The sequence below is a fragment of the Kitasatospora sp. NPDC004745 genome (assembly GCF_042873275.1).
Taxonomy (GTDB): Bacteria; Actinomycetota; Actinomycetes; order Streptomycetales; family Streptomycetaceae; genus Kitasatospora.
On sequence record NZ_JBIALK010000002.1, the window covers coordinates 147734 to 160527 of the forward strand.

General features: G+C 74.4%; 13 protein-coding genes. 2 read left to right on the forward strand and 11 right to left on the reverse strand.

Features of this window, described 5'->3' with window-relative positions; genetic code table 11:
* A complete protein-coding gene (locus ACFYUY_RS04105) occupies positions 1-840 on the forward strand; it encodes an isoprenyl transferase (RefSeq protein WP_360210142.1) in 840 nt (279 codons plus the stop codon).
* An 82-nt stretch (positions 841-922) separates the two neighbouring features.
* On the opposite strand, the gene ACFYUY_RS04110 is transcribed toward ACFYUY_RS04105, so the two are convergent.
* From ACFYUY_RS04110 to ACFYUY_RS04125, 4 genes are read right to left on the reverse strand one after another with little or no spacing between them, the layout of a single operon-like run.
* A complete protein-coding gene (locus ACFYUY_RS04110; protein ID WP_360210140.1) occupies positions 923-1333 on the reverse strand; it encodes a Fur family transcriptional regulator in 411 nt (136 codons plus the stop codon).
* Positions 1334-1368: 35 nt separating this feature from the next.
* The gene (locus tag ACFYUY_RS04115; RefSeq protein WP_360210138.1) at positions 1369-2325 is read right to left on the reverse strand and encodes a metal ABC transporter permease; all 957 of its coding nucleotides are present in this window, start codon (positions 2323-2325) and stop codon (positions 1369-1371) included.
* Positions 2322-3086 (reverse strand): metal ABC transporter ATP-binding protein, encoded by a 765-nt coding sequence (locus ACFYUY_RS04120; RefSeq protein ID WP_360210136.1) that lies wholly within the window; start codon positions 3084-3086, stop codon positions 2322-2324. Before ACFYUY_RS04120 ends, ACFYUY_RS04115 begins: the two co-directional genes overlap by 4 nt.
* A 17-nt stretch (positions 3087-3103) precedes the next feature.
* On the reverse strand, positions 3104-4069 hold the full coding sequence (locus tag ACFYUY_RS04125; RefSeq protein ID WP_387897673.1) for a metal ABC transporter solute-binding protein, Zn/Mn family: 966 nt from the start codon (positions 4067-4069) through the stop codon (positions 3104-3106).
* Between the two features lie 191 nt (positions 4070-4260).
* On the opposite strand from ACFYUY_RS04125, the gene ACFYUY_RS04130 reads away from it, so the two are divergent.
* On the forward strand, positions 4261-5643 hold the full coding sequence (locus tag ACFYUY_RS04130) for a glycine--tRNA ligase (RefSeq protein ID WP_360210132.1): 1383 nt from the start codon (positions 4261-4263) through the stop codon (positions 5641-5643).
* 88 nt (positions 5644-5731) lie between these two features.
* On the opposite strand, the gene ACFYUY_RS04135 is transcribed toward ACFYUY_RS04130, so the two are convergent.
* The 7 genes from ACFYUY_RS04135 to ACFYUY_RS04165 form a co-directional block, all read right to left on the reverse strand.
* Positions 5732-6805, reverse strand: a complete 1074-nt coding sequence (locus ACFYUY_RS04135; RefSeq protein ID WP_360210130.1) for a hypothetical protein — start codon at positions 6803-6805, stop codon at positions 5732-5734.
* Positions 6806-6873: 68 nt separating this feature from the next.
* Positions 6874-8046: a hypothetical protein gene (locus tag ACFYUY_RS04140; protein ID WP_387897676.1), complete on the reverse strand. Its 1173-nt coding sequence runs from the start codon at positions 8044-8046 to the stop codon at positions 6874-6876.
* Positions 8043-8621, reverse strand: a complete 579-nt coding sequence (locus ACFYUY_RS04145) for an NADAR family protein (protein ID WP_387897679.1) — start codon at positions 8619-8621, stop codon at positions 8043-8045. The genes ACFYUY_RS04140 and ACFYUY_RS04145 overlap by 4 nt, the downstream gene beginning before the upstream one ends.
* A 119-nt stretch (positions 8622-8740) precedes the next feature.
* On the reverse strand, positions 8741-9439 hold the full coding sequence (locus ACFYUY_RS04150; RefSeq protein WP_387897682.1) for a hypothetical protein: 699 nt from the start codon (positions 9437-9439) through the stop codon (positions 8741-8743).
* A gap of 90 nt (positions 9440-9529) precedes the next feature.
* Positions 9530-10240, reverse strand: a complete 711-nt coding sequence (locus tag ACFYUY_RS04155; RefSeq protein WP_387897684.1) for a hypothetical protein — start codon at positions 10238-10240, stop codon at positions 9530-9532.
* Positions 10241-10425: 185 nt separating this feature from the next.
* Positions 10426-10926, reverse strand: a complete 501-nt coding sequence (locus tag ACFYUY_RS04160) for a hypothetical protein (protein ID WP_387897687.1) — start codon at positions 10924-10926, stop codon at positions 10426-10428.
* A 218-nt stretch (positions 10927-11144) separates the two neighbouring features.
* Positions 11145-12704 carry an MFS transporter gene (locus ACFYUY_RS04165; RefSeq protein ID WP_387897690.1) on the reverse strand — a complete coding sequence of 520 codons (1560 nt, stop codon included), beginning with the start codon at positions 12702-12704 and terminating at the stop codon, positions 11145-11147.
* Between the last annotated feature and the right edge of the window lie 90 nt (positions 12705-12794).

A 12794-nucleotide genomic window follows, 5' to 3' on the forward strand; every position in this document is an offset into this window, starting at 1 on the left:
ATGGCAGCGCGACGGCTCTTCGGCGGCGGCAAGCAGCGGGAGTACGTTCCCCCGACCCCGCACCCCAGCGGCGCCCGGCCGCCGAAGATCCCCGGTGAGCTGGTCCCCGAGCACGTCGCGATCGTGATGGACGGCAACGGCCGCTGGGCCAAGGAGCGCGGGCTGCCGCGCACCGAGGGCCACAAGGTCGGGGAGTCCGTCGTGCTGGACGTCCTCAAGGGCGCGATCGAGCTCGGGGTCAAGAACATCTCGCTGTACGCGTTCTCCACCGAGAACTGGAAGCGCTCGCCCGACGAGGTGAAGTTCCTGATGAACTTCAACCGGGACGTCATCCGCCGCCGCCGGGACGAGATGGACGCGATGGGCGTGCGGATCCGCTGGGCCGGCCGGATGCCGAAGCTGTGGAAGAGCGTCGTCCAGGAGCTGCAGGTCGCCGAGGAGCAGACCAAGGGCAACGACGCCGTCACGCTCTACATGTGCGTCAACTACGGTGGCCGGGCCGAGCTCGCGGACGCGGCGCAGGCCCTCGCGGCCGACGTCGCCGCCGGGCGGCTGGACCCGAAGAAGGTCAACGAGAAGACCCTCGCCCGCTACATGTACCACCCGGACATGCCGGACGTGGACCTCTTCCTGCGCCCCAGCGGCGAGCAGCGCACCTCCAACTTCCTGCTCTGGCAGTCCGCGTACGCCGAGTTCGTGTTCCAGGACGTGCTCTGGCCGGACTTCGACCGCCGGGACCTGTGGCGCGCCTGCGAGCAGTACGCGATGCGCGACCGCCGCTTCGGCGGGGCGATCCCGAACGAGGTGCCGGCGCCGGTGGGGCTGCCCACCCAGCGCTGAGGCGCGGCGCCGGGGCACGGCGAAGGGCCCGCGGGAGCAGCTCCCGCGGGCCCTTCGCCGTCGTCGCGTCCGGGCGGCGCGCTCAGACCTTCTTGGCGCACTCCGCGCAGGTGCCGAAGATCTCCAGGGTGTGCGCGATGTCGCTGAACCCGTGCTCGGCGGCGACCGAGTTGGCCCAGCGCTCCACCGCCGGGCCCTCCACCTCGACGGTGGCGCCGCAGTGCCGGCAGACCAGGTGGTGGTGGTGCCCGCTGCTGCACCGGCGGTAGACCGCCTCGCCGTCGGCGGTGCGCAGCACGTCCACCTCACCGGCGTCCGCGAGCGACTGGAGGGTGCGGTAGACCGTGGTCAGACCGACGGAGTCCCCGCGGTGCTTGAGCATGTCGTGGAGCTCCTGCGCGCTGCGGAAGTCCTCGATCTCGTCCAGGGCCGCCGAGACGGCGGCACGCTGCCGGGTCGATCGGGCGCGCGGCGACGGGCCTGCGGTGGTCACCGTGGGTCCTCCTGGGGTGGTGGGCGTCTCGCACCTCATTGTGCCAGCCCTGCCCGCCGCCCCGGGGTGGTCGTGTCGGACGAACTCTGTTCCGGGAGTTGCCCCGGGTGCGACCCGGCCGGACGGTCCGGCAGTTCGACGTCGCAGACCTTCGGTCCTGGGTCCGCGGAGGCCCGGTGGCGGCGCCGGGCGAGCGGTGCCGCGAGCACGCTGAACACCGCGAAGACGGCGATCGCGAGCAGCACGATGGCCGGACCGGAGGGCACGTCGAGCTGGTAGGAGCCGGTGACGCCGGCCAGCGAGACCACCACGCCGAGCGCGATCGAGGCCGCCTGGGTGGCGGCGAAGGAGCGGGTCAGCTGCTGGGCGGCGACCACCGGGACCACCATCAGGGCGCTGACCAGCAGCAGGCCGACCACCCGCATGGCGACGGTGACGGTGACCGCCGCCATCACCGCGAGCAGCAGGTTGAGGGTGCGCACCGGCAGCCCGGTGACCCGGGCGAAGTCCTCGTCCTGGCAGATCGCGAAGAGCTGGCGCCGCAGCCCGACGGTGACCGCGACGACCACCGCGCCGAGCACCGCGATGGCGGTCAGGTCCGCGGGGGCGACGGTGAGGATCGAGCCCCACAGGTAGCTCTCCAGCGAGCCGGCGCCGGCCTGGGCGGAGAGCGAGACGAGCAGCTTGCCGCAGGCCATGCCGCCGTAGAAGAGCATCGCGAGCGCGATGTCGCCGCGCTGGTTGCCGCGCGAGCGGACCAGCTCCATGGTGACGGCGCCGAGCACGCAGACCAGGACGGCCATCCAGACCGGGCTGGTCTGGAAGATGAAGCCGAGGCCGACGCCGGTCATCGCGACGTGGCCCATGCCGTCGCCCATCAGGGCCTGCCGGCGCTGCACCAGGTAGATGCCGACGGCCGGGGCGGTGATCCCGACCAGGACGGCGGCGAGCAGGGCGCGCTGCATGAACTCGTAGGACAGCATCTCGGTCATGCGAGCAGCCTCGGCGGGGTGTGGTCGGCGTGCGGGTGGACGTGGTCGTGGCCGGGGAGCGCGTGCAGCCCGGTGTTGGGCACCGGCGGGCCGTCGTGCGCGACGCAGCCGTCCCGCAGCACCACGGCGCGGTCGATCAGCGGCTCCAGCGGGCCGAGTTCGTGCAGCACGAGGAGGACGGCGGCGCCGCGGGCGACCTCGGCGCGCAGCGTGTCGGCGAGCACCTGCTGGCTGGCGGCGTCCACGCCGGCCATCGGCTCGTCCATGATCAGCAGGTCGGGGGTGCCGACCAGGGCGCGGGCGATCAGCACCCGCTGCTGCTGGCCGCCGGAGAGGTCGGCGACGCCGTCCCCGGCCCGCTCCAGCATGCCGACGGCGTGCAGCGCGCGGTCCACCGCGGCGCGGTCCCGGCGGCGGAACGGCAGCAGCCGGTGCTGCGGCAGGCGCCCGGTGGAGACCACCTCGCGCACGGTGGCGGGGACGCCGGAGGCGGCGGTGGTGCGCTGCGGGACGTACCCGATCCGGTGCCAGGCGCGGAACCCGGCGTACGGGACGCCGAACAGCTCCAGGGAGCCCTGCTCCAGCGGGACGGAGCCGATGACGGCCTTGACGGTGGTGGACTTGCCGGAGCCGTTGGCGCCGAGCAGGGCGACCACCTCGCCGGGCTGGACGGTGAGGTCGACGCCGCGCAGCACCGGCCGGCCGCCGCGCGAGGCGACGGCGTCACGGAGGCGGACGGCCGGGGGTGTCGGAGGGGTCATGGCGTGCTGTCGTCCCGTCAGCTGGCGGCGCTGGTGGCGCCGAGGGCGGCCTGGAGGTTGGCCAGGTTCTGCTTCATCACCGTCAGGTAGTCGTCCTTGGCCGGGTCCTTGACGCCCTCCAGGGGGTCCAGGACGGCGGTCCTGAGGCCGAGGTCCTTGGCGACGGTGTCGGCGAGCTTGGGGCTGACCAGGGTCTCGAAGAAGATCGTGGTGACGCCGTTGTCCTTGGCGGCCTTCTGCACCTCGGCGAGGCGGGCCGGGGTGGGCTCGGACTCCGGGTCGACGCCGTTGATGGCGACCTGGGTGAGGCCGTAGTGCTCGGCGAGGTAGCCGAAGGCGGCGTGGCTGGTGACGAAGGTCCGGGTGCCGGCGTCCTTCAGGCCGGTGCGGAACTGCTCGTCGAGCGCGGTCAGCCGGCCGACCAGGTCGTCGGTGTTCCGGCGGAAGTCCTCGGCGTGGGCCGGGTCGGCCTTGGCGAACTCCTCGCCGACGCTCCTGGCCACCGCCGCGTAGCGGGTCGGGTCGAGCCAGATGTGCGGGTCGCCGGCCGGGCCCTCGTGCCGGTGCCCGTCGGCCCCGCCGTCCTCGGCGCCCTCGTCGAGGTGGTGGTCCACCAGCGGGCTGGCGGCGGCGGCGTCGATCTTGTGCTTGCTGCCGGACTGGGCGACCGCCTGGTCGACGGTGGGCTGCAGGCCCTTGAGGTAGAGGATCGCGTCGGCCTTCTGGACGGTGCCGACCTGCTTGGCGGTGAGCTCCAGGTCGTGCGGCTCGACGCCGGCCGCGGTGAGGTCGGTGACCGCGACGTGGTCCTTGCCGATCTGCTGGGCCAGGTACTCCATCGGGTAGAAGGAGGCGACGACCTTCAGCTTGCCGTTCGCGTCCTGGGCGCTGCTGCTGCCGCCGCAGGCCGTGAGGGCGAGGGAGGCGGCGAGGGCGGTGGCGGCGAGGGCTATGGAGCTGCGGGTGCGTCGTCGGATCATCATGACAATCATTCTCATCTTTAGTGGAAATGATTGTCAACTCACTCGGACGGGTGAACGGCAGGTGACGATGGGTGGGGGAGACCGGACGATACCGATTTGAACCACGTACCCATATGGCCGGTAACCTGAGGTATTCGGGTACGCGCAACCAGCCGTGCCCTGACCGTGCCGTACGTACTGAAGAGAGCACTGTGGCCGCCGACAAGATCGACACGATCGTCAGCCTGAGCAAGCGCCGTGGCTTCGTCTACCCCTGCAGCGAGATCTACGGCGGCACGCGTGCCGCCTGGGACTACGGGCCGCTGGGTGTCGAGCTCAAGGAGAACATCAAGCGCCAGTGGTGGCGCGCGATGGTGCAGGCGCGTGAGGACGTCGTCGGACTCGACTCGTCGGTGATCCTCGCCCGTGAGGTCTGGGAGGCCTCCGGCCACGTCGCCACCTTCAACGACCCGCTGACCGAGTGCCTCTCCTGCCACAAGCGCCACCGGGCCGACCACCTGGAGGAGAAGTACGAGGCCAAGCACGGCTTCCCGCCGGCCAACGGCCTCAAGGACGTCAACTGCCCCGACTGCGGCACCAAGGGCCAGTTCACCGAGCCCAAGGACTTCTCGGGCATGCTGAAGACCCACCTCGGTGTCACCGAGGAGGCCAGCGGCCTGGCGTTCCTGCGCCCCGAGACCGCCCAGGGCATCTTCACCAACTTCAAGGCCGTCCAGACCACCTCGCGCAAGAAGCCGCCGTTCGGCATCGCCCAGACCGGCAAGAGCTTCCGCAACGAGATCACCCCCGGCAACTTCATCTTCCGTACCCGCGAGTTCGAGCAGATGGAGATGGAGTTCTTCGTCAAGCCGGGCGAGGACGAGCAGTGGCACGAGTACTGGCTCCAGCAGCGCTGGGACTGGTACGTCGGCCTCGGCCTGCGCACCGAGAACATGCGCTTCTTCGAGCACCCGAAGGAGAAGCTCTCCCACTACGCCAAGCGCACGGTGGACATCGAGTACCGCTTCAACTTCGGCGGCAGCGAGTTCTCCGAGCTGGAGGGCGTCGCCAACCGCACCGACTACGACCTGCGGGTGCACAGCGAGGCGTCCGGCCAGGACCTGAAGTACTTCGACCAGGAGTCCGGCGAGCGGTACTTCCCGTACGTCATCGAGCCGGCGGCCGGCCTCAACCGCGCCATGCTGGCCTTCCTGATCGACGCCTACTTCGAGGACGAGGCGCCCAACGCCAAGGGCGTCCTGGAGAAGCGCGTCGGCATGCGGCTCGACCCGCGCCTGGCCCCGGTCAAGGTCGCCGTCCTGCCGCTGTCGCGCAACGCCGACCTCTCCCCGAAGGCCCGCGGCCTGGCCGCCGACCTGCGCACCGCGTGGAACGTCGAGTTCGACGACGCCGGCGCCATCGGCAAGCGCTACCGCCGCCAGGACGAGATCGGCACGCCGTTCTGCGTCACCGTCGACTTCGACACCCTCGAGGACAACGCGGTGACCGTGCGCGAGCGCGACACCATGTCGCAGGAGCGCGTCTCGCTCGACCAGGTCAAGTCGTACCTGGCCGCGCGACTGATCGGCTGCTGAGTCCGGCCGGCGCCTCCGGGAGCCCCCGTCCGCCCTCACCGGGCGGGCGGGGGCTCCCGTCGTCGCGGCCCGTCGCGGCCCGGCGCAGCTACCTGCGGCCCCAGCGGGACCGCGGTGCCGGGGCCGGCGTGGTCGGCAGGCCGGCGCTGCGCAGCGCGGCGAGGGTGGTCCGGTGCCGGACGGCGTCGGCCAGCAGGGCCGCGAGCAGCTCCTCGTACAGCCCCGGGGCCGTCTCCAGGGCGGCCGCCAGCCGGACCAGCTCCGCCGGCGGGCGCAGCGCGGCCAGCTCGTGCAGCAGTACGGTGGCGAGCTCGGCCGGCAGGCCCGTCGCCAGCGAGGCCAGGTCCGCGGTCGGCCGGCCCGCCGCCTGGCGCAGCAGGGTCCGCAGGTCGGCCCGGCGGTTCGCGCGCCGCAGGCCGTCGGCCAGCGCGGTGAGCTCCGGTGTCGGCGCCGAGCCCCACTCCCAGAGCAGCGTGGCGCCGTCCGCGCTCTGACCGGCCCGCTCCAGCGCCGCCAGCAGGGCGGGCAGCTCGGCGGCCGGGAGGCCCCAGAAGGTGTGGAACAGCTCCGCGGCCTCCTCGGCCAGCCCGAGCTCGCGCAACTCCGCCAGCACCGCCACCGCCTGCTCCGGGGAGCAGCGGGCGGCGCTCCTGGCCAGCCGGAGCGAGGCGCCCGACGGGCCGCGCCGGGCCAGCATGCCGACCAGCAGTGCGGTGTCGGCCGGTTCGAGGCGGGTCGCGGCCTGGGCGAGCAGCTCCGCGGCCTCGGCGAACGCGCCGGCGCGGTGCAGGGCCGACACCCGTTCGGACAGGGCGCCGAGGTCGGGCCGGGCGGGCGGTGCCGCCGGCGCGGGGTGCGGTGCCTGCTCGGACTGCCGGTGCCGCAGCCGGGTCTGCAAGTCCTCCAGCTGGTCGCTCAGTTGGAGGCAGCGGGCGCCCAGGCCCTCGCGCAGGGTGCGGGCCTGGGCCAGTTGGCGCAGCAGGTCCCCGTCCGGCCGCTGGCGGCCCGGTGCCGCCCGCAGCGCCTCGTTCAACCGCCGCTCCCGCTGGCTCGCGTAGCGGCTCGCCCGGAGTAACTCGTCCAGCTCCGCCCGGAGTTCGTGCGCCTGGTGCTCGCCTTCCAGGTGCTGGCCCGCGGGTTCTGCCGTCGGCCGCATGCGCATGATCGCCCCACCCTGTCCATCTCGACCCTGACTGCGGGACATCCTGGCGTCGTTATGTGGCTGGGGAGTTAAGGGAGCACGTCCAGTCGTGACCGAGTGGTGTCAAGGAGCTCGCAGAGGGCGGACGCCGCGAGAAGTGCGCCGGTCGCGCTCCGGAGCAGCGTCGCCTCGAAGTACGGCCCCGGCAGCAGCGCGGCCACCGCGCACCCGACGGCCAGGCCCGCCGCCGCGGCGGGGAGCAGTCGGAGGGACTCCCGGCGCAGCGCGGCCGCCGCCACCAGCAGGCCCGCGGCGGCGGCGAGCCGGGGAGTGCCGAAGGAGGCGCCGTAGCGGATCGCGAGCGCCGGCACCAGGAAGAGGGCGAGCGCGCGGCCGGTCGTCGCGGTGAGCGCGGCGACCCGGGGGCCGGGTTCCTGCGCGGACCGCGGCAGCGCCGCGGTGACGGCCAGGGCGGCCACCGCGGCGAGCGCGCCGGGCAGGTGCCCGCCGAGCCGGCCCAGGTTGTAGAGCAGCACGGTGTCGTACAGCACCAGCATCAGGTGGCCGTACAGCCACAGGTCGACCACGAACAGCACCGGGCTGCGCGGCGGTCGGTCGGCGGGCGGCTCCCGCCCGGCGATCCGGGCCAGCAACGGCGGGGTGACCAGCGCCGAGACGATCCGCAGCGCGATGTCGTCCACGGTGTACGGGTTGTGCAGGTCCCACTCCACCGCGCAGAACGCCACCGTGTAGGAGGCGGCGGCGAACGGGACCAGCGGCGAGCGCGCCACCCGTACGTACAGGCCCCGGTCCAGCCGGCGCAGCACGGCGGCGAACGCCAGCAGCACCAGCGGCAGTTCGAGCAGCGCCTGGACCCGGAGCACGGTGGGCGCCAGCAGCTCCGGTGCGGGGAAGTGCGCCGCCAGCCGGTCGAGCAGCGCGTTCGGGCCCGCCAGGTCGAACCAGCCGGGCGGCAGGTGGCGGGCGACGAACGCGGCGCTGCCGTCGTGCACCCGGCGGACGTACACCGTGAACAGGGCCTGGTTGAGCAGGATCAGTCCGACGACGACGGCCAGCGCCGCCTCCGGGCCGAAGCGCCCCCCGCGCCCGGGCGGGACCTCCCGGCTCCCGCGCCCGGGCGGGACCTCCCGGCTCCCGCGCCCGGGCGGGACCTCGCGCCGCCACGCCCGTGGCGCCAGTGCCAGCGCCGCCCCCGTCGACAGCAGCACGGCACCGTCCAGCAGCGGGACGACCGCCCTCACGGGGCCAGCCGTGCGCGGGCCTCCATCAGCGCGAAGCCGAGCAGGTTCTCCCCCCGCCACTCGGCGGGGCGCTCCGCCCGGGCGTCGTCCGCGGCGAGCCCGATGCCCCAGATCCGGTCCACCGGACTGGCCTCGACCAGCACCCGCGCCCCCGTGCCCAGCAGGTACGCCCGCAACCGCTCGTCCTGCCCGAACTTGGCGACGTTGCCCTCGACGACCAGCTCGAACCGACCGGCCTCCCACGCCTCGCCGTCGAAGCCCCGGACCAGCCGCCCCAGCTTCTTCGCCTGGGCCGGGGTCCGCGCCTCCAGCACCTGCCGCGCGATGGCCTCGTCCCCGAACATCCGGGCCTTGCCCGCCATCATCCAGTGCTCGGCCGACGGGTACGTCACCCCGTCCACGGTGAACTCCGCGGGCCACCACTGGCTCAGGCACTCCTGCCGGGTGCCCCCGCCCCCGCGCGCGGTGTGCCCCCAGAACATCACCCACTTCGGCCGCGCTCCGGCCGCCGTCAGCGCCGCCAACTCGGCCCGGCTGCGGGCCTCGCCGGGGTGCCCCACGTGCTTCTCGTCCATATCGTCACTCTGACATGAAGGGGCGGGTCCGGGCCAGCGGGTTTCGGGGCGGCAGTCGGGGGTGCCCCCCGGGGGGCGCTGTGGAAGAGCGCGCCCCGGCCCGGGTGGGAGCCCGTCGCTCAGGCCGCCGGCAGGGTGTCGGCGAGCTCGCGGAAGCGGGCCGAGGGGCGCATCATGCCGTTCGTCCCGACGTTGAGGTTCTCGAGCCAGCCGTCGCGGTACCAGAAGATCGACGAGGTCAGCGGCGCCGGGTCGCCGGCGGCGAGGTTCCCGGACAGGTCGATCATGAAGCGGATCGCGTTCAGCGAGGCGCTGGTGCGGATCGGCGCGGCGCAGAAGGCGTTGCCCGTGGGCAGGGTGACCAGGGCGCCGTAGGGCAGTTCGATCCCGCCCAGGGCCTGCTCCAGGCGCAGCGCCCGGGCGGCGCCGGGCCAGGCGCCCGTGCCGTTGACGGCGTACAGGGTGTCGCCGTTGGTGGCGTTGAAGGACCGCCGGTTGAGGTCCTGGGCGGGCAGGTTGGCGAACGCCCGCTCCCACAGCTCCGGGCGGCTGATGCTCCACTGGTCGGCGGCGTGCTCGGCGATCGACAGGGCCGCCGTCGCCCCGCCCCGCTTCCCCCCGTCGACGCAGAGGACCACCGACAGCTCGTCGTCGATCCGCTGCGCCATCGTGTCCGGCCCCAGGCCGCTGGTCGGGGTGATCAGGAGCCGCAGCCGGTCCCGGACGTCGAAGACCGAGATCCTGGCGAGCTCCCTGCACGGGCCGTGCTCGTCGCACAGGGGCTTCGGAAGGTTCTTGCGGCTGCCGAACAGCGGCATGGGTGGCTCCCCCGGGTGGTCGTGGTGCGGTCGGATCGGGGCCACAGCCTTCCAGGTGTCGCCCCGCCCGTCCCGGAGATCACGCGATTCTCACACTTCGCCGGGCGGCGCGTCAGGGCACCGGTGCTCCCAGCGCAGTGCGGGGTGGCCCGGGACCCATGCGGTCCAGGTGTGCGGGGCGATCCGGAGCCGGACGGCGGTGGGGCCGGGGCGCCCGGCCTCCTGCCAGGCGGCCAGGAGGGGTTCGGCCTCGTCCCACAGGGCGCGCCGGCCGCTCTGGTGGGCCGTCCAGCCGTAGGTGTCGTCGCGGACCTCGGCCAGCGAGCCGGGGGCCGCCAGGCAGTGGATCGACTCCAGGTCCTCGCCGACGGTGACGTAGTACTCCGCGTCGGGGAAGGCCAGTTGGACGAGGAGGGCGGCCGCCGGGTCGCTCAGGAGGGTGGGGGTGATCCGCGCCGGCCGGCCGGGCCCGGCGAAGGTGATCCAGTACGGCTGGCTCCGGGCGTACCGGGCGGCGTCGCCGGGGAGCGCGTCGGCGCGGGCGATGATCCCGCCCTCGGCGGTGCCGTCCGGCAGGACGGTGAGCCGGGCCAGGCCGGCGCCCTCGCTCCAGGTGCCGAGGACGGCCACGAGGGTGGCGCCGGGCCTGCTCCGCGCCACCCAGGCGTACGGGAGCCGGCGGACCGGGCGGGTGGCGAGCACCTTGTCGTACGGCGGGCGGTTGGGCGGGGCGGCGGCGCCGGCCTCCAGGAGGTTGTCGTCCTCCTGGAGGTCCAGTGCCTGGTGGATGTCTGGGGTCATGTCCCTCCTCGGGGTGGCCGTCGGTACGGGGTGCCCGCCGCGGCGGGGCGGATGACCAGGGTGACAGCCCGGAGCGCGGGGAGGAAGGCCGGGCGGGCCTGGCAGGAGGGCACTGCGGGCGGGAGCCGGTGCGGGCCGTGGGGGCACCGCGGCCGTGGGCGCTGCGGTCGCCGGCCGCCACGACGTCAGCGGCCTTCGACCGCCCCGCTGCCGAGGCCCGGCCACGGTGTCCGACGCATCCGGGGCAGTGCCGTGGCCACCAGGGCGGCCGCGCTCAGGGGCAGCAGGACGGCGAGCGCCCCGACCGCGGCCGGATCGCGCAGGCCGCCGAAGACCGCGCCCGCGCCGGCGACGGCCAGCAGCCCGGTGTAGAGCGCCGTCCCCGCCGCGAAGGCCGCCGCGCCCGCCGCCCCCTGCCGCAGGCGGTGCGCCGCCCGGGCCCAGCACCACACGGCGGTGGCGGCCGCCAGCAGGATCATCAGGAAGCCGATCCCCGCGACCAGGTTGTCGATCTGGGCCGTCTCGTACTCGGCGGAACCCCACTTCTCCCGGGGCGGCAGCCGATCGCCCGGGTGCGGCCGCATGGCCAGGGCGTAGAAGGGGGCGGCCCCCCAGAACCCCGCGCCGACCACCATGAGCCGGGCGACCGCGGTGCGGTGGGCGGAACGGGCGGCTTCGACGGACACGACGGTCTCCTCGGGTGTGCGGTAGGTACGGGACGAGCCTTCCGCAGGCGCCCCGGCGCGGCATGAGTACGGGTACTCACCCCGCCCGGGTGCCGGCACCCGGGCCCGGGGCGGGGTGAGTGACGCCCCGACGGGCACCGCCCCGCCGGGAACGGCCGGACCCCGCGGTCACGGGGTGACCGCGGGGCCGTCCTGCGCGCCGTGACCCGCCGGCCGGGTCAGCCGATGGAGCGGGGGAGACGGGTGGTCAGGTAGAGGACGGTGAACGAGCCGAGGAGCTGGAGACCCAGGCAGAGGGCGAGGGCGCGGTCCATGCCGAGACCGGGGGAGAGCGACAGGTAGAGGGTGCCGAGGGTGGCGACGCCGAGGGCGAGGCTGGCCTGCTGGCTGGTGGCGAGTACGCCGCTGCCGACGCCGGCGCGCGCGGTGGGCACCTTGGAGAGGACGACCCGGAACAGCGGGGTGCCGATGAGACCCTGCCCGATGCCGGCCAGGGCGACGCCGGGGGCCATCCGCAGCGGCGAGAAGTGCGCCCAGTCGGTGAGCACGGTCGCGGCGAGGGTGGCCAGTCCGGTGGCCTGGACGACGGCACCGGCGCTCAGCACCCGGCTGCCGTACCGGCCGATCAGCCGCGGGCCGGAGAGCGAGGCGCTGAAGTAGCCGACGGCCATCGGGACGAGTGCCCAGCCGGCCGCCACCGGGCCCAGGTGCAGGCCCTGCTGCAGGGCGACGGCGATGACGAACATGAAGCCGCCGAAGCCGGCGAAGTAGGGCAGGGCGATGCCGAGGCCGCGCCGCATCTCGGGGATGCGCAGCAGCGTCGGCGGCACGAGCGGGGTGTCGCCGCGCCGCTCCGCGCGGCGTTCGACGAGGGCGAAGGCGACGGCGAGGACGGGGAACAGGGCCAGCATCACCCAGGACCAGAGCGGCCAGCCGGCGGCGCGGCCCTCCATGAGGGGGACGAGCAGCGCGACCAGGGCCGCGGTGAGCAGGACGGTGCCGGGGACGTCGACCCGGGCGGCGCTGGCGGCCCGGCTCTCCGGGACGTAGCGGACGGCGAGGACCACCGCGAGCAGCGCGAACGGCACGTTGAGGAGGAAGACGGAGCGCCAGCCGGTGCCGAACAGGTCGGCGGCGACGAGCATGCCGCCGAGCACCTGGCCGATCACGACGGAGATGCCGCCGACGGCTCCGTAGACGCTGAGGGCGCGGCCGCGCCGGGCCCCCTCGGTGGCGGCGGTGATGGTGCCGAGGACCTGCGGGATCAGCAGTGCGGCCGAGGCGCCCTGGGCGGCCCGGGCGGCGACCAGGCTCCAGGCGCCGGGGGCGAGGCCGCAGGCGAGCGAGGTGACGGCGAAGGCGAGCGCGCCGATGACGAAGAGCCGGCGCCGGCCGAAGATGTCGCCGAGGCGGCCGCCGAGCACCAGCAGCACGGCGAAGGCGATGCCGTAGCCGGCGGCGACGAGTTCGAGGACGGCGGGGCCGGCGGCGAGGTCGTGGTCGATGGTGGGCAGCGCGACGTTGACGATGAAGAAGTCGAGCATCGGCAGGAAGGCCCCGAGCAGGACGGTGACCAGCCCGGCGGTGCCGAGGGAGGGGGTCCCGGGGGACGGGGCCACGGCGGGGCGGCCGCCGGTCGAGGGGTGGGCGGTCGACGGGCCGCCGGTGGCCGGGGTGTCGGTGGCCGGGATGCCGGCGGGGCGGGTGGCGGTGGCGGTGCTGCCGGGGGTGGTGGCGGCGCGGGCCGGTGCGGCTGCGGTGGCGAGGTGTCGGGTCACGGGTCATACGATCCGCTGCTCCGCACCCTGGTACCAGAGTGTGGTTATCCGGGTATGAGAAGTACCTGGCAACAGGATCGCGGCTGACGC